Source organism: Pelagimonas varians (assembly GCF_003208435.1).
In the GTDB taxonomy this organism is placed as follows: Bacteria; Pseudomonadota; Alphaproteobacteria; order Rhodobacterales; family Rhodobacteraceae; genus Pelagimonas; species Pelagimonas varians.
The window spans coordinates 257547-273634 of record NZ_QKMF01000004.1 but is presented as its reverse complement, the minus strand read 5'-3'; the positions used below and the strand labels follow the sequence as shown (position 1 = coordinate 273634).

Below are 16088 nucleotides of genomic sequence, written 5' to 3'. Positions count from 1 at the left end.
CCGAAATCTCAGGCCAAAACATACACATGCATCTGGTATGGGTCATATGAGAGCACAAAGTTAGCGACGTTTGAGTTGCCATGGATGAAGACGTCTGTCTCGGCCAGCAGCAATGCTTCGATCACCATGTCCAGACCCAAGCGGTAGGTTGGAAAGGTTTCATCTCCGTTTTCGGGGTGACGGGCGTGCATCTCTCCAAAGGTGCTTCGTATCGCGGGGTAGTCCACGACGCGATCACCATAGCGATCGCGGACTCTGTCGATCACTGGCTGACTATCGGAACAGACGAAGATCCCCGCATCAGGAATAAGGTCGAGAATGCGATCAGTGTGCTCGAAAAATGGCTGAAAGGGCACAGCACCCTCAGCTCCTAGCGCCTTGCGAAGTACATCGGCTCCGCCGTCCAAGCGCCCTGGCCCGCGAATGTGAAGGCCGATCATTTTACTGCGCCAGTGGTCTGCTTTAAACGCTGCTACAGCGTCCTTTATATATTGCTTGGGCCGCACATAGGTGTGCAGGAGGCGTGACGCGGCAGCCCGATCACGCGGCAAGAGTAAAGGATTGCAGTTCCCGTCCTCTAGCCGCGGTGTGATGACGTTTTCACGTGTACAGCAAATTGGTATCCCACCCGGTAGATCATCTGCTCCCTCGAAAGGTGTGACATCGGGAAAACTGGGCTCAAAGTAGTAAGCCCAAGGGTCTTCCTCTCGGTCTGCATCGCGATAGCACGACACTGACCAATCAATGAAAAACGAGTAGCCACCAAGCTGGGCAAGTCTGCCTTGCTCGATCACCTCGTTGACGTTGGAAAAGATGCCTGAGGGTCCGGCGCGCAGTCGCAAACGTTTGGTATTGTGAGATTCATTCATTCGCAACAGTAAGCATTCGGCCAAAGCATTTGCAAGCGTCCGGCGGGAGCACCTAAAGATTTCAAAGTCTGGAGAGAGCCGCCGTGAACAGCTGCCGGCATCGGCCCTCGGCGTGCTACGTTTCACTCAGGGCAGCGGTGGCAATAAGCTCGAAGGTGCCTAGACTGGTAGCCTGATCGTCCACTTCTGAGAGGCCGTCAGGCATTGCATGGGCCATGACCTGTGTGTCTCTGACGACAAAGCATCAGCCGAACCCGCTGAATGTCCGCTTTGGGAAAGTGAACTCGCTGACAGCAGCGGCGGAATATGGCAGATGCTGCGCGATACTCGAATGACACAAAGGCCTCAAACCGTTCCCGAGTACAGCCGCTGCTCGGGCATAGCCCGACATGACGAGAACCGGCAATGTCGATCATTGCTTCCTCGATGCCTTGGCAACGCCCCTTCCCTGCAGTGATCCTGACAGGACGATATCAGTTAGAACGAGATCAAAAGTAGGGTCGGCTTCGAATATGGCGAATACGGCTTCACCCGCCGGAGCCGCCGTCACTTGATAACCGGCCCGCTCAAGAACCTTGACCCAAGTGTTGCGCGCGTCTTCCTCGTCCTCAGCAATAAGCACTCGGATTTCACGAACTGCTTCATTGTATTTGGACCTCACGGAATCGTTTGGCTCAAAATGTGGCGCACTTTTAGCTGGGAAATACGGTTTCAATGTTGTGCCTTTGTCCAATTCAGAATAGACTTGAACCGTTCCGCGAGGTTGTTTCACAAATCCAACAACCATCGACAAACCAAAGCCAGATCCAACGCCTGTCAGTTTGGTGGTAAAAACTGGCTCCGGGATTTCCCCACTGTGCCCAGAGTGTCCCCGTGGCCGTTGTCTTTGACGGCCAGTATGACAAATCGACTGAGGACCAGCGTTTTCTGCCGAGTGTCAATGTAGGGTGCGTCAATCCGCATATTGGCGGTCTCGACTGTGAACCTCTCTTAGCCGTCCATCGCGTCGCGGGTATTCAAAATCAAGTTTAACAAAGCACTTTCCAATGAGGATCTCATCCGCAGCCAGCAGGTTGTTGAAATCATGTGCAATCCCGTCAGTTAGTTAACCTATTGCAGAAAGATTGTGGGATTGCGCCCGCATTTTCCGGCTCGCCCGCAGGCTCTCCTTGGTCTCTTTAAGGGCTGTGATATCAATATCGACTTTCAAACCAAGTGACGCCGTCGCTGCGCCGCGAGAGTGCGCCGACAGGCGGTGCCCCCCCCCAAACAGCCAATTTTTCGACCCAGAAGCGGTTCTCAATCGGAAACTCTGCTCCCGTTTTCCAGCGGACAGTTGCCGCCTTAACTGATGCTGCTGGTTGGGTTACGTCATCCAAATGAAGGATCTGCCAAAGCATGGTGCTGTCCTATGCGACATCTTCCGGGTAAGCTCTGTGGCATCAAAAAACCGGTCTCACATAGTCCAGAAATTGACGTCCATCCGTCTGAATGTGATCGCGGTTCAGCGCGCCAAGAATTTCAGCATCTCTTGGAGAACAAGGGAATTTCTTTGCGGGTATATCCCATTCACAAACCCCTTCACCAATTCCTTCTAAGGCGCGGGAAAGACGGTCTTGAAAGACTTCGAACAGCGGCGGTTTTGTCAGCTTGGAAGACGCCGTATGTGACAACGAGGGTCAGCTATCATAAAACCCGGGTTTTGACCCTAAGTTTGCTTCGGGCTGAAACCGTGTCCATGATCTTGGACACCGCACTGCGCATGGTCGACGTTTGTCCTCGCCATGCAGATTTCAGTGTTAGTGGACCCGCCTTCAACGGGTGTTTGCGTAATACACAAAATCACTGTGGTCATCCTACGATCAACATGCACGGCCCTCCCGGATGTCTAGTTGACCTTCAGTTCGAGCGCTTTGGCAGCGCTGCGCAGGATTGTCGCAAGAGCGGCAGAAAAGTGCTCCGAATTGTCAATTGGAACGAGTATGCTGATTGTTCGATCTGCACCCGGTATAGCAAGCGGCATGACACAAACTTCGCTGCGGTGGATGCCCTGCCGCCGCGCAAAGAGGTCGGGGAGGATGCCGATTCCTGCTCCGGTCGCCGCCATCAGCACGATAGAGTCGAGGCTTGTGCCCTCGTAGTCGTCAGAGACCGTGGCCCCGCTCGCCCCTGCGATGCCGTAGACAATACGTGCCAGCCTGTGGCCGGTGTCGAGCGTCAATAGGCGTTGCCCGGCAAGGTCATCGGCTATGACTTGTGTGCGCCCGACAAGGGGGTGGTCCTGCGACATCGCGACCCATAGCGGTTCGACGAATAGCTCGCGCTGGAATGTGTTCGGGTGATCCTCAGGCGTTGAGATAATCGCGTCGAAACGCCCGTTCCTTATGCCTTCATCGAGGCTCAGAGTGTTTTCCTCGCGTACTATGACCCGCAAGTTGGGTTCGGTTTCGTGCAGGGTTTTCATCGCTTGTGGCAAAAGATACGGCCCGATCGACGGCAGCACCCCCAACCGCAACCTCCCGCCAAAAGGCAGATCCGAGAGCATCGCGCCGCGCAATGCTTCGACTTCGGACAGGATGCGACGCGCGCGGGTGACAAACTCCAGCCCCCGCGCCGTGGTGCGCGAGCCGGCACGGCCGCGTTCAAAAAGCCGCACACCTAGATCGGTTTCCACCGCTGCCACCTGGTTCGAGAGACTGGGCTGACTGACGTTCAGCGTTTCCGCAGCAAGACCGAAGCTGCCCAGCTGATGCACGGTGACAATATATTCCATCTGACGCAATGTCGGGCGCATCCATAACCTCAGGCTATTTGTTTAGGTGTTCATTTGTATTTAAACTATTGGTCAAATCTGGGCAACAGGGCACCAACCTGTTCTGGAGACTTAAATCATGCAGATATTTGAAAGCCTTATAGGCAACCTAATGGTGCCGACGATCTTGTTCTTTGTCCTTGGCCTTCTGGCTGCTGTCGTGCGCAGTGACCTTTCGATCCCCGAAGGAGCTGCAAAGTTCATGTCGCTCTACTTGCTGCTGGCGATAGGTTTCAAAGGGGGGCACAGCCTGGCAGAAAACGGGTTGAATGCAGAGGTTTTCACTGCCCTTGCTGCGGGTTTGGTGCTGTCTTTTTTGATCCCCTTCATCGCCTATGCCCTGCTGCGCGGTATGACACGGCTGAACGCACTGAACGCTGCTGCCGTGGCGGGGCACTACGGATCTATCTCCATCGTTACTTTCGTCGCCGCCTCCAGCCTGCTGGACCTGACCGGAATTGCTTCGGATGGCTACATGGTCGCTGTGGCCGCAACGATGGAGGTTCCGGCGATCCTCTCGGCTCTTTGGATCGCACATCGCTTTGGACGCGACGGCGCTGCGGGAAGTGTGCCCCTGAAAGAGCTTTTTGCCAATGGTTCCATCGTACTCCTGACCGGCGCGTTCGTGATCGGCTTGCTGACGCAAGACAAGGGCATGGAGATGATTGCCCCGTTCGTTGTGACGCCCTTCACCGGCATTTTGTGCCTGTTTCTGCTGGATATGGGCCTGTCGGCGGGCCGCAGCCTGCTGCGCAACCGGCATCTATTGAGCGCAGGGTTGTTTGCCTTTGGCATCATGATGCCAATGATAGGTGCGGTTCTTGCACTGGGTCTGGGCGCCGTGATCGGTTTACAGACCGGCAGCCTCTTCTTGTTGATGGTGCTTGCCGCTTCGGCGTCTTACATCGCGGTGCCCGCGGCAATGAAGATCGCGTTGCCACAGGCTGAGTCAGGCATTTACCTGACACTCTCTTTGGGCGTGACCTTTCCATTCAACATCACGGTTGGACTGCCGCTATACCTCTGGCTTGCGGGATTGCTCTGAAAATTCGGGGGGGCCAAGGCCCCTCCGCTTGCTGACGCAATGAATTGCAAAGCGCGATCAGACTAGCATGTGCAACCAAGCGTAAAACCGTCCTAGACTATCCGGCGACCTGCAATCTGGTCCAACACCCGCCCCCTAAACATTGTCTGCCAGTATTGTATTTGGTCTTGGCGGGTGTGCCGCAGACCGCAGAAATGTCAGAGGTCACGCGTCGAATTCTGAAATGCGCACCAGCATGCCAAAGACATCACAAAGTCGCGTTTTTAAACTTGTTCAACCCCAATCAGATCTGAATAAGAACGCTCTCCACGGGTGATTTGCCGTTTAAGGACTTTCTTGGCGGCACTTGTCTTTCCTTCGTTGAGGTAAGCTGTGATTGCTTCATGCTCATTAAAGGATTTGACAGTGCGCTCCGGGCGTTTTGACAAATGCGTCCGCATTGTTCGGACGATGTCGCTGACCTTCTGATACCCTTCCCGCAAATAGCTGTTGCCGCAATGCTTGAAAAACGCGTCATGAAAATCCGCGTCCAATTCAAGGTACTCATCGAATGCGCCCGCTTCCCGAGCTCTCCCCATCTTCTCCACAATAAGCACCAACTCAGCGAGCAAAGCAGCAGGGTTTTCGTCGAGCGCTTGATCGATTGCAGCCGTCTCGAGGATCAATCTGAATCGGCAAAGCTGTTCAACATCTTCCTTGGACAGGGTGAAGACAAAGGCACCGCGTTGGGGAATGATCTGAACCAGACCCTGAAGTTTTAGTGCAGAAAGCGCCTCACGAATCGGCGTTTTGCTCATGCCCGTTGCCGTAGAGAGTTTTGCCTCTTGCAGCGGTTCTCCCAGTCCGAAGGTGCCTCCAACGATACCTTGGCGAATGTGTTCTTCCGCAATTTTACTTAGCGAATCCGGGCGTTTGATCTGCATCGCGTCTCTCACTTTCACTATGTCCCTATGCATCGTCCAGACATGGTAGCACATTCCAACTTGATTTATAAATCATATCTGATATTTCAGATAGTAGATCGAAAACCAACCACCAACAACAATCCTTGGGAGGATACCTTGTTCAAGAAAACTACTGTCGCGCTAAGCGCCGCCCTAGCAGCTGGGCTTGCATTCGCAGCCTCTGCTGAAACTGTCATCAAAGTCGGCCATGGTGCCGCCGAAGCATTTCATATGCATCGTGCCCTGTTGAAATTTGAAGAGTTGGTTGAAGCGGGTTCAGGCGGAGAGATCGATGTCCAGATCTTCCCTTCTTCTCAAATGGGCCCTGACCGCGAGATGATCGAAGGGGTCCAAACCGGCGTTCTCGAAATGGCCATCCCCCCCTCTTCGTTTTTCGCAGGTTGGGATCCGGCTTTTGCGGTGATCGAGCTTCCTTACATGTACGCCTCAAAAGATATTGCTTTTGGCGTGCTGGACAGCGATGCAGGCAACGAGATGCTGGCGCGTGTCGAAAACCAGGGTTTGGTCGGTCTTGGATGGCTTGAACTGGGCATTCGCAACGTAACCAACAATGTGCGTCCGGTGGCCGTTCCTGCTGACCTTGACGGTGTGAAGCTGCGCACGATGAAAGTTCCGGCTCATGTTGCAACGTTTGAATCACTCGGAGCCAATCCCACACCAATGAACTTTGGTGAGGTCTATTCAGCGCTCCAGCAGGGCGTAATCGATGGCCAAGAGAACCCATTGGCGATCATTACTTCCCAACGTTTCTACGAAGTTCAGAAATACCTGTCGACCACAGGGCATGTTTTTGCGGTCTATATGCCCGTAATTTCAAAGCCATTCTTCGAGGGTCTCTCGGCAGAGCATCAACAATTGGTCCGGGACTCAATGACCGCCTCACGCGCGTATCAGGCAGAGTTGGTCGCCGCAGAAGAATCTGCGCAACTTGAAGAAATTCGTGCCGCTGGCGTCGAAGTTCTCGAATTGACGGCAGAGCAACGTCAGGCCTTTGCCGAAAAGACAGAAAGTGTGCGCCTGCAATACCGCGAAGAAGTCGGTGCACAAGCATATGACACTTGGGTCGCCGCAGTCGCAGCAGCGAGCGGCAGTTGATCTTTTGTAAGTTTGGCTAACCGTGGCACCCGCGCCAAACAAGGAGCGAGTGCCCCATTTCTTTCTGGGGAGGTAAAGAATGTCGGTTTTCAAGTGGATTGATTCAAACGCCGAAAAGGTCTTAGCGAGCGCGCTTTTGGCCGCAATTGTTTTGCTAATATTTGGCAATGTTTTCATGCGCTACGTCATGAATGCCTCTCTTGTATGGGGAGAGGAACTCACACTTTGGTTGTTCGTCTGGTTTGTCTGGATTGGCGTCAGCTACGCCTTCCACACCGGCGATCACGTGCGCATTACAGTGTTTCGGGATGCTCTTGGTGAACGAACGCGGCTCTATGTTGATGTGATTATCGCACTGATGGTTCTCGGCTTTCTGCTCGTTCTGGCATTTGAGTGCATCAAACTGATCATGATGCCATTCGTCGCCAGCCAGACATCGGTCGTTCTTGGGCTGCCAATTCCGATCCTATATGCTTCTGCGCCTGTAGGAGCAGGCCTGGCCGCAATCCGTGTCGTTCAACATTTGAAACGAACTCTGCGCAAAATCGCAGAAACCAAGGCGTGAGGGCTCCCCGATGCTTGCAACAATTCTATTCCTGACTCTTTTTTCCCTGTTGCTGTTCAGCGTACCAATTGGCATCTGCCTTGGTCTGGCAACAATGATCGTGATGGTCTTTGTCGACGGCACACCGCCCATGGTTCTTTTGGCCCGATCCGTGGTTACAGGGGCGGATTCCTTTCCCCTGATCGCCGTACCGCTCTTTATTCTGGCGGGTGATCTGATGCAGCACGGCGGCATGTCTCGCCGGCTTGTTGGTTTCGCGAATGCGTTGATTGGCCATATTCGAGGAGGTCTTGCCTATGTGAATGTGCTGGCTTGCGTGTTCTTTGCGGCGATTTCAGGATCTTCCCCTGCCACCGTGGCGGCCATCGGATCCAACATGATCCCCGAAATGGAGAAGGTCGGTTACACCCGAAAGTTCAGCGGTGCGTTAACCGCTTCGTCGGGCATGATCGGCGTGATGATCCCGCCGAGTATCCCATTCATCATCTATGGCGTCACCGCTGAGGTATCGATTGGTAAATTGTTCCTCGCCGGCGTGGTTCCTGGCATCCTGTTTGCACTGATGTTCATGTTTGTCGCGCGCATTTTGCTGCGCAACGATGACGTTGTTCAGCAATCTACAACCCCATTCTCCGGGCCGGGTGTTTGGCAGAGTTTCCGCGCTTCTATCTGGGCACTTCTTGTGCCGGGCATCATTCTTGGCGGTATCTACAGCGGTATTTTTACGCCCACAGAAGCAGGCGCTGTTGCGGTGGTCTATTCTGCACTCATTGGCATTTTCGTCTACGGTGACATCACACTCAAAGACCTGCCCGAAATTTTGGCAGGAAGCGCCAAAACCAGCGGAACCATTCTGGTTCTGGTCATCATGGCAACTGCATTTGGCAGGTTGATAACCCTTGCGCGTATTCCAACCGAATTGGCCACGACGATCACAAGCCTGTCGGATAATCCGATCATCATCCTGCTGTTGATCAATCTTTTGCTGCTTGTGATCGGCATGTTCATGGAGACGATCTCATCGATTATCATTATGACGCCAATCCTGCTGCCGGTGGCGACCGCTCTGGGTGTTGATCCCATTTTGTTCGGCGTTATCTTGACGGTCAATTTGGCCATCGGGTTCTGCACGCCGCCGCTCGGCGTGAATCTTTTCGTCGCCAGCAGTATCTCCAAGGTGTCGATAGAAAACCTTAGTAAGGCGATTCTGCCATTCTTCATTGGCATGCTCATCCTGTTAATGCTCATCACCTACGTCCCGGCAATTTCTCTGGCTTTGCCGTCTCTTTGGTGATCGCCTCGAAACCGCTTTTGTATAACAACAGAAACAAGAGGAACCGTATGGATCTCGACCTGTCACACCCGTCGATAGCCGACCTGCGAACAGCCGCGCGCAAAAGGATTCCGAAATTTGCTTTCGAGTACCTTGATAGTGCAACAGGCCGCGAACTGGGCTTGAAAACGAACCGGGAAGCATTGGACGCCATTGGGTTCATGCCCAGCGTTTTATGTGGCCGTACCAAGGCCGACCTGAAGCAAACACTGCTTGGGCAGACATATGACCTGCCGTTCGGCATTGCGCCCGTTGGCATGTCCGGACTGATGTGGGCCGGTGCAGAGCGCATGCTGGCGCAGGCATCGGTTGCGCACAACATACCTTTTTCGCTGTCCAGCGTGGCGGTCGCGTCGCCGGAGGATGTCGCGCCCCACATCGGCAACAACGGGTGGTTTCAGCACTATCCCGTGAATTCCGCAGAGTTGCGGCAAAAGATGCTGCCGCGGATCAAGGCCGCCGGGTTTCACACGCTTGTCATCACCGTTGATGTCCCCGAGGAAAGTCGGCGCGAACGTCAAAGGCGCGCCAACCTGACCGTGCCTCCAAAGGCTGACCTGAGGACAATCACAGAGATGGCCCGGTGCCCCTCGTGGTGTCTCGCGCATATGCGCGAGGGCATTGTCCCAAGGATGCGGTTCTTCGATGACTACGTCCCCCAACGTGGTCGGGAAAGTTTTACCCATGCCGGCGCATTGATCCGTGGAATCCCGGATTGGCAATATCTGCGGGAACTGCGCCAGGAATGGGATGGCCATCTGGTCGTCAAAGGCGTTCTGCGGCCGGATGATGCCAAAAGAATGGTTGCTGAGGGGGTGGATTGCATCTGGGTTTCGAACCATTCGGGACGTCAATTCGAAGCCGGACCGGCCGTCATAGATCAATTGCCGAAAATCCGGGAGGCCGTCGGGCCAGATGTTCCGCTTATCTACGATTCCGGCGTGGCTTGGGGGCTCGATATCATGCGCGCTTTGGCCAAAGGCGCGGATTTCGTTATGATTGGGCGTGCGTTTCAATACGCTGTCGCGGCCTTTGGCGCGCGGGGTATTGACCACCTTGTGCATATTTTAAAAACCGACATCGAGGCCAACATGAGCCAGCTTGGAGCCGAAAAGATCGATCAACTTTCCAACTATCTTTTGGTGAAAGACTGACGACACTTCCGTTGGAACCGTGCACATGGGTTTGACAGCACCGGGGGTTGATCTAGGGGGTGACGCCCCTAAAACCGCTGGTTTCTCATCGCATCAGCAATAAGATTGGCCGTCGCGACGCTGCAAGCCATTGGAAGGTCGTACACTGTGGCCAGCCTTGTCAGGGCTTTGACATCCACGTCATGCGGCATGGGCGACAAGGGGTCGACAAAAAAGATCAGCGCATCCAGTGCCTCTTCACAGATCATCGCACCGATCTGTTGATCTCCGCCCAACGGGCCGCTTTTCAACGCAACAATGCTAAGATCTGGCATCGCCTTTGAAAGACGACTGCCTGTGGTCCCTGTTGAAAAGATGGCAGCATGTCGAAATGTATCGACATGCGCCTCTACCCAGTCGACCAAAGCCGACTTGCAAGCATCGTGGGCCACAAGGGCCACATGATAAGTTTTAGCGGATGAACTGGTCGACAAAATCGGCTCCCAAACCCACCTCTTCAAAGTGCTTTTTGCATAGGTCAATTTTGGTGAAGACGTCCTCATATCCGAGCACCTCACCCCAAGGGTCGACATAACACATCACGCCATTGACCTGAAAATAGGTCATCATTTCTTCGACGCCCTCTGGCACCACCAACGTGTGGGTCTCACCGGGCGGCTCATATACATATCCCCCCTCCTCTGCCGTCCAGTCGTGCTCAAGATAGTGCCAACGGCCCTTCAAGACGAACCCGTGCACCGGTTGTGGGTGGCGGTGCCGAGACAGAACACCTGATTTGCGTACCCGCAAAATGTTCATCCAATAGCCTTGTGACCGATTTAGACACAGCGGGCGAAACCAAACGTTTTCGGCTTGCGGCACCCAGAGGCGTTCGTCATCAGGAATGGCGTCCGGGATAACGATCTCTTGCTGTGCCTCTTTTGGGAACGGCAATTGATAAGGTGTGCGTTCGTCGTAATTTGTTTTATCGACCATCTCGGGTCTCCCTACATTGCCAGATAACCGCCATCCACGGGATAGACGGCTCCAGTTACAAAACTTGCTTCATCAGATAGCAGCCATTTGACCAACGCACCGACTTCGCTGGTTTTGCCCCAACGATTCATTGGCGTCCGGCCCAAAATACCAGCTTCTCGCTCGGGCGCATCGCGCAGACCTTGGGTCATTTCGGTCTCGATCCAACCAGGCGCGATTGCATTGACGCGGATGCCATCCACCGCCCACTTGCCCGCCAAGGCTTTGGTCAGCTGGGCCACCCCACCTTTGGACGCGGAATAGGCTGGTACCATCGGCCCCCCAAATGTGCTGAGCATCGACGCGGTGTTTACAATCGCACCGCCAGATTTGGCCAACAGTGGCTGAGCCGCAAGGCAACACCGCATCGTGCCCGTCAGGTTCACGTCGAGAACCTTTTGAAACACGTCGATGTCGTACTCGCGTCCCCGCACCAGAATACCGGCGCAATTCACCATACCCGCAAGGCATTCAAGACGGCCGAACAGAGCATCAACTGACGCACCATTCGTGACGTCCATCAGACAGGTCTCAATCTCGGGTGCGCCGGAAAAGCGATCAATTTCGTCCTGCGAGACAGTCGCGGCAATGACATGATAGCCGGCTTCATTCAGAACCTCTGCGACCCCTGCCCCAATTCCGCTTGTGCCTCCGGTGACAATGACGGTTTTCTTCATGTGCTATGTCCTTTCGCGAATGCCGTAACAAAAGCCTGCGCTCGAACCTGCAAGTTTGACAAGTCATACGATGGTTTGAAAAGAGCGGACCCCAAGCCAAAACTATTTGCCCCAGCCATTCGGTAGTCGCCCATTGTTTCAGGCGTAATCCCCCCAACCACGGCGACAATCGCATCCTTCGGAAGAACTGCCCGCATTGCAGAAATTGCTTTTGGTGGTGCCAATTCGGCCGGAAACACCTTAAGGACAGAAGCCCCCAGCTCCAAAGCTGCGAAAGCCTCTGTTGGTGTCAGAACGCCCGGACACCACTTTGCGTTCAGCTCAACCGCCCGGGCACCTACCTTTGGGTTCATATTGGGGGCGACGATAATTTGCCCGCCCGCATTGCAAACATCGGTGACAGTGTCTGAGGTCAGCACCGTGCCCGCGCCGACGACAATGTCATCGCCAAACTTGTGAGCAATCCGTTCGATTGAGACAAGTGGATCGGGCGAGTTCATTGGCACTTCGATGATGCGAAAGCCCGCATCTGCCAAAACGCCTGCAACATCCAGCGCGCAGGCTGGTTCCAGCCCCCGCAAAATTGCAATCAACGGGTTTTCCGCCAGTGCCGTATCAAAGTCCTTCATGAGACGAGCCCCGCAGCCTGAGCAATCATAAAATGACCCCTGGCGACAATATCATCAGGTGCGCGTTTGGAAGTCAGACCAGCCAGCTCCAAGCCAATTTCGTAACGATCGGAAAGATCGTCACGCCCCACAATCATCACCGGCCCATCAATCGATGCAACGTCCGCCCCTTTGATTTCCGCACCGATCAAAAGCCCGGAAAGATAGTCTTCTACCATGTTCCCTGCAATCTTGCCGAAAAGCGGCAAAGTGCGGACCCCGAAGAGATCGTGCAGCAGTTTGCTCCCCTCGGCCAAACCTGCAGCGCAGCCTTTGCGAAATGCGCCCTCTTGAAATGGCCCCTCTTCCATGAGGGTTCCAAGAATGGAGTGCTGGCGCATTGCCGCAAACACTTCGCCTGTCATGAAGGTCGCATAGTCATCAATGAGGTTGCTGCGCACTGTGATCCATTTGCTGTGTGTGCCCGGCATGACGAATGTGCCGTCAGACATTCCAAGCGCAGATGCGCCGATAATCTGGGTTTCTTCGCCTCTCATAACATCAGGCGCGCCGTCATGATCAGTCGTCATCCCCGTAACAAAGGTCACAGTCACCCCGTCAGAGGTCTTGTGCGGCACCAGCGCCCCGGCAAGTTCGTTCACACCCGAAGGCACAGAAACATAAGGGGTTTCAACCCAGCCGTTGCGGCTGGTGATCATGCCGGATGCGATGACCGGCAAGCCGGCAGCGTTCCCCCAAGGCCCAATCAGATCCCTAAATGATCCTTCGAAATCGCCATCTTTGACGTGCATGATACCTTCCGGTTTTGAAACTTGATCCAAGACCTCCCCGCCCGCGCCAATCAAAAAAGCGCGGAGCGAAGATGTGCCCCAGTCGATACCGATCAATGCCGGTTCAGATGCGACCGAATTCATTCAACAGATCCTCGACTGTTTTGCCCTTAGCGACCCATTTGCGTGTTTCTTCTTCGCGGTCGGCCTGTTCTTGCGCGAGTCTCACGACCTCTTTCGCAGTTTCCAAAGGCACAACGACTACACCCATCAAGTCGGCGACGATAAAATCACCGGGGTTCACCACCACGCCTCCGCAAGCGATTGGCACGTTGATCGAAAGCTCTTCCTTGCGTCCTGAGAACATTGTGTGCGTCCCACGCGGAGTGATGGCACGTGTCCAGATCGGCCAGTTGATGTCTTGAAGCTCGTCGGTGTCGCGCCCGGACCCGTCGACGATCATGCCACGAATGCCGCGATTTTGAGCCAAACCACCCATCAAGCCGCCGCACACGGATGTGTTGAGATCGCCTCCGGCATCCACAACAATCACATCACCCGCTTGGCCCATTTCAAGCGCTTTGAGCGGATCGACCAGATCGCCTTTGGACAATTGAACCGTGACTGCTTGTCCGGTGACTTTGGACCGGAAAGCAGGCTTTATTCCGCTATCCATTACGCCCGTGCGATATTGCACATCAGCAAAAATCGCTGCGGCTGAATAAGCGCCAAGCACTTTGTCGAATTTCTTGAGCAGGTCCGGGTTGCGCTCAAAGTCGTTGAAGACTCGGAGATCGGCGGAAACTTCTGGCATTTTTGCCTCCAATTATTGTGTTGCTTCGGTCAATGCATTTGCATTGACGGGATAGTCTGGTGCCTGCCCTGTCAGGACGAGCGCAACCTGTGTTGCCGCCGTTACCCGGGCAGCACGTATCGACTCCTCAGAGTAGTAGGCGGCATGCGGGGTCACGATGACGTTCGGCAATGTAAAGATCGGGTTGTCATCGGGCGACCACTTGGCACGCTTTGCCGGTTCTTCTTCAGGATCATCCAAGCCTGCTGACGCCAGATGTCCATCGGTCAAAGCCCGATATAGCGCTTTGTTATCGACCGTCGGACCACGCCCGGTGTTGACCAAGATCGCTCCCGGTTTCATCGCTGCGAATTCTGCATCCGAAAGAAAGTGACGGGTTTCAGGCGTCATCGGCGCTTGCATCAAGATGTAATCCGAGCGGGCCAAAAGATCGGCTTTGGAAACAAGCTCCGTATCCAAGTTGGCTGCGACCTCGGCGGGCACAAACGGATCAAAGGCAATGACCTTGACGCCAAACGCCTGCGCACGCGTCGCAATCGCTTGTCCGATCTTTCCAAATGACACAACACCCATCGTGCGGCCGCGCAGCCGGTTGATCGGCTGACCACTTTGCCATTTCCAGATGCCTTTGTGCGTGGCCCGGTCGTAGTCAGGCAGCTTGCGCGCCAATGTCATCCACAGTGCAATCGCGTGGTCTGCAACTTCTTCGGTGCAGTAATCCAAAACGTTGGTGACTAGGATACCCTTTTGGGTTGCGGTATCCACATCAACAATGTCAACGCCCACACCGTACCGGGCGATCACCTCACATTTCGTCATCGCACCGATCGTCTTGGCACCGATACGGGCATACTGATTGATCATCGCTGCGCAATCAGTCGCGACTTCTAGCAAATCCTCTTCGCCCTTGCTTTGTAATGCGATCACCTCTGCGCCGGCCGCTTCAAGAATGGCGCGCTCCACATCCAAATCACCAAAATCGTAGTCCGTTATCACGACCTTGGGCCGGTCTGCCCTTCGCGGGCCGAGTTTCCGATTAGACATAAGCACCTGCAGAATAAGTCAATTCGTAAGAATGACTGTAAAGTTCGAAGATGTTGCCGAATGGGTCTTCCATATAGACCATGCGGTAGGGTTTTTCGTCCGGGTAGTATTTGCGGACTTGTTGCATGCGTTGCTTGCCACCAAGGCTCTCGATGAGCTTGATACGCGCCTCGACGTCTTCGTCCTGCACGCAGAAATGAAACAATCCGCGGCGCCAGTATTCGAAGGGACGCTCTTCTTCGACAGTGTTTGGAAATTCGAACAGTTCGATTCCGGTCCCGTCGCCTAGCGACAAGTGTGCGATACGAAACGATCCCCAACCTTCGCCGAAAACATCGTCGCACATCTGACCGATGGCGCTTTCATCATGTTGGATTTCTGTGGCACCCATGATGACATAAAGCCCAAATGCCTTTGAATAAAACTCGACGGCTTTATCCAAATCCGGAACGGTGATGCCAATATGAGAAAAAGTAAGTGCGGCCATCTATAGGCTCCTTTGTTGATGTGGGTTAGAGTATGTTGCGGACAATGCCGCCTTCGACTTTGTGTGCACCGCCGTTCATCGCTTTGTTGGCTGCAACGGTGACAATGGTTTGAGCGACCTCCTGCGCTTGTACGAAGCGCTGGATCAACGAGGTCGGCTCGTCCGTCTTGAAATAGTTTTCGATTATATCCGCCAAGGGCGCGCCTTTTTGCGCGGCAAGGCCGTCAAAATAGGCTTCGACGCCTTCGGTCCAGGTCGGCCCCGGAAGGACAGAGTTGACACGAACCCCGGTCCCTTTGGTCAACTCTGCCATGCCACGGGTTAGTCCCAAAATCGCGGTTTTGGTGACGGAATAATGGATCATCTGCGGTAGGGGTTTTACGCCCGCCTCGCTGGCAAGGTTCACAATGGAACCGCTCCCACGTTTGAGCATCGCAGGCAAAATGACACGGGACATGCGCACCGCACTCAACACGTTGACGTCAAAATACAGCATCCAGTCGGCATCTGTCAGATCTTCAAATGCCTTCACCGAGAAAATACCGACATTATTGACCAAGATATCGATGTCGCCATGGCTTTGCGCAAAGTTGCACAAATCGATTGCCTGATCGGGATCTGTCAGGTCACCCGCCCTGCCCACGACGTCACCAAAGGGGGAAAGGTCTTTGATGCAGGAACCGACCTCATTCTCGGTCAGACCGTGAATGATGACTTTCGCCCCTTCTTGCAGAAACATTTTCGCGGTTGCCTTACCGATGCCAGACGCAGAGCCAGTCACCAATACGAGCTTGTCCTTCAAACCGAGATCCATG

The 16088-nt window shown here is 54.3% G+C and carries 19 protein-coding genes; 5 read left to right on the top strand and 14 right to left on the bottom strand.

The genetic code is table 11. The features are described 5' to 3' along the window. Positions 1 to 8: 8 nt before the first annotated feature. The 4 genes from C8N36_RS07440 to C8N36_RS07425 all read right to left on the bottom strand — a co-directional run bounded on the left by C8N36_RS07440 (position 9) and on the right by C8N36_RS07425 (position 3663). A complete protein-coding gene (locus C8N36_RS07440; protein WP_097803893.1) occupies positions 9 to 869 on the bottom strand; it encodes an O-fucosyltransferase family protein in 861 nt (286 codons plus the stop codon). 412 nt (positions 870 to 1281) lie between these two features. After that, positions 1282 to 1656 carry a response regulator gene (locus C8N36_RS07435; RefSeq protein WP_097803894.1) on the bottom strand — a complete coding sequence of 125 codons (375 nt, stop codon included), beginning with the start codon at positions 1654 to 1656 and terminating at the stop codon, positions 1282 to 1284. A 406-nt stretch (positions 1657 to 2062) separates the two neighbouring features. Continuing rightward, positions 2063 to 2269 carry a hypothetical protein gene (locus tag C8N36_RS07430; RefSeq protein WP_097803895.1) on the bottom strand — a complete coding sequence of 69 codons (207 nt, stop codon included), beginning with the start codon at positions 2267 to 2269 and terminating at the stop codon, positions 2063 to 2065. A gap of 488 nt (positions 2270 to 2757) precedes the next feature. Next, complete coding sequence (locus C8N36_RS07425) at positions 2758 to 3663, bottom strand: hydrogen peroxide-inducible genes activator (protein WP_097803896.1); 906 nt, start codon at positions 3661 to 3663, stop codon at positions 2758 to 2760. Between the two features lie 97 nt (positions 3664 to 3760). Between C8N36_RS07425 and C8N36_RS07420 the strand changes: the two genes are divergently transcribed. Beyond that, positions 3761 to 4726: a sodium-dependent bicarbonate transport family permease gene (locus C8N36_RS07420; protein WP_370739143.1), complete on the top strand. Its 966-nt coding sequence runs from the start codon at positions 3761 to 3763 to the stop codon at positions 4724 to 4726. A 263-nt stretch (positions 4727 to 4989) separates the two neighbouring features. Here C8N36_RS07420 and C8N36_RS07415 read toward each other — a convergent pair whose 3' ends face one another. Next, on the bottom strand, positions 4990 to 5649 hold the full coding sequence (locus C8N36_RS07415; protein WP_245910750.1) for a GntR family transcriptional regulator: 660 nt from the start codon (positions 5647 to 5649) through the stop codon (positions 4990 to 4992). A gap of 138 nt (positions 5650 to 5787) precedes the next feature. Between C8N36_RS07415 and C8N36_RS07410 the strand changes: the two genes are divergently transcribed. The 4 genes from C8N36_RS07410 to C8N36_RS07395 all read left to right on the top strand — a co-directional run bounded on the left by C8N36_RS07410 (position 5788) and on the right by C8N36_RS07395 (position 9838). Next, on the top strand, positions 5788 to 6786 hold the full coding sequence (locus C8N36_RS07410) for a TRAP transporter substrate-binding protein (RefSeq protein WP_097804139.1): 999 nt from the start codon (positions 5788 to 5790) through the stop codon (positions 6784 to 6786). A gap of 79 nt (positions 6787 to 6865) precedes the next feature. Continuing rightward, positions 6866 to 7351 (top strand): TRAP transporter small permease, encoded by a 486-nt coding sequence (locus C8N36_RS07405; protein ID WP_097803898.1) that lies wholly within the window; start codon positions 6866 to 6868, stop codon positions 7349 to 7351. Positions 7352 to 7361: 10 nt separating this feature from the next. Next, the gene (locus C8N36_RS07400) at positions 7362 to 8645 is read left to right on the top strand and encodes a TRAP transporter large permease (RefSeq protein WP_097803899.1); all 1284 of its coding nucleotides are present in this window, start codon (positions 7362 to 7364) and stop codon (positions 8643 to 8645) included. A gap of 47 nt (positions 8646 to 8692) precedes the next feature. Further along, complete coding sequence (locus C8N36_RS07395) at positions 8693 to 9838, top strand: alpha-hydroxy acid oxidase (protein WP_097803900.1); 1146 nt, start codon at positions 8693 to 8695, stop codon at positions 9836 to 9838. 68 nt (positions 9839 to 9906) lie between these two features. Here C8N36_RS07395 and C8N36_RS07390 read toward each other — a convergent pair whose 3' ends face one another. Genes C8N36_RS07390 through C8N36_RS07350 form a run of 9 tightly spaced genes read right to left on the bottom strand, consistent with a single transcriptional unit; the run spans position 9907 to position 16087 of the window. Beyond that, entirely contained in the window at positions 9907 to 10311 is a 405-nt protein-coding gene (locus C8N36_RS07390; RefSeq protein WP_245910749.1) for a methylglyoxal synthase, read from the bottom strand. Then, on the bottom strand, positions 10289 to 10813 hold the full coding sequence (locus C8N36_RS07385; protein WP_097803902.1) for a 2,4'-dihydroxyacetophenone dioxygenase family protein: 525 nt from the start codon (positions 10811 to 10813) through the stop codon (positions 10289 to 10291). Before C8N36_RS07385 ends, C8N36_RS07390 begins: the two co-directional genes overlap by 23 nt. A gap of 11 nt (positions 10814 to 10824) precedes the next feature. Then, a complete protein-coding gene (locus C8N36_RS07380) occupies positions 10825 to 11529 on the bottom strand; it encodes an SDR family NAD(P)-dependent oxidoreductase (RefSeq protein WP_097803903.1) in 705 nt (234 codons plus the stop codon). After that, positions 11526 to 12158, bottom strand: coding sequence for a 2-dehydro-3-deoxy-6-phosphogalactonate aldolase (locus tag C8N36_RS07375; RefSeq protein WP_097803904.1), 633 nt, complete (start codon positions 12156 to 12158; stop codon positions 11526 to 11528). Before C8N36_RS07375 ends, C8N36_RS07380 begins: the two co-directional genes overlap by 4 nt. Beyond that, positions 12155 to 13072, bottom strand: coding sequence for a 2-dehydro-3-deoxygalactonokinase (locus tag C8N36_RS07370; protein WP_097803905.1), 918 nt, complete (start codon positions 13070 to 13072; stop codon positions 12155 to 12157). Before C8N36_RS07370 ends, C8N36_RS07375 begins: the two co-directional genes overlap by 4 nt. Continuing rightward, positions 13053 to 13742, bottom strand: a complete 690-nt coding sequence (locus C8N36_RS07365; protein ID WP_097803906.1) for an RraA family protein — start codon at positions 13740 to 13742, stop codon at positions 13053 to 13055. The genes C8N36_RS07370 and C8N36_RS07365 overlap by 20 nt, the downstream gene beginning before the upstream one ends. 12 nt (positions 13743 to 13754) lie before the next feature. Beyond that, positions 13755 to 14786, bottom strand: coding sequence for a C-terminal binding protein (locus tag C8N36_RS07360; RefSeq protein ID WP_097803907.1), 1032 nt, complete (start codon positions 14784 to 14786; stop codon positions 13755 to 13757). Next, positions 14779 to 15273, bottom strand: coding sequence for a lactoylglutathione lyase family protein (locus C8N36_RS07355; RefSeq protein WP_097803908.1), 495 nt, complete (start codon positions 15271 to 15273; stop codon positions 14779 to 14781). The genes C8N36_RS07360 and C8N36_RS07355 overlap by 8 nt, the downstream gene beginning before the upstream one ends. 25 nt (positions 15274 to 15298) lie before the next feature. Beyond that, the gene (locus C8N36_RS07350) at positions 15299 to 16087 is read right to left on the bottom strand and encodes an SDR family NAD(P)-dependent oxidoreductase (protein ID WP_097803909.1); all 789 of its coding nucleotides are present in this window, start codon (positions 16085 to 16087) and stop codon (positions 15299 to 15301) included. Between the last annotated feature and the right edge of the window lies 1 nt (position 16088).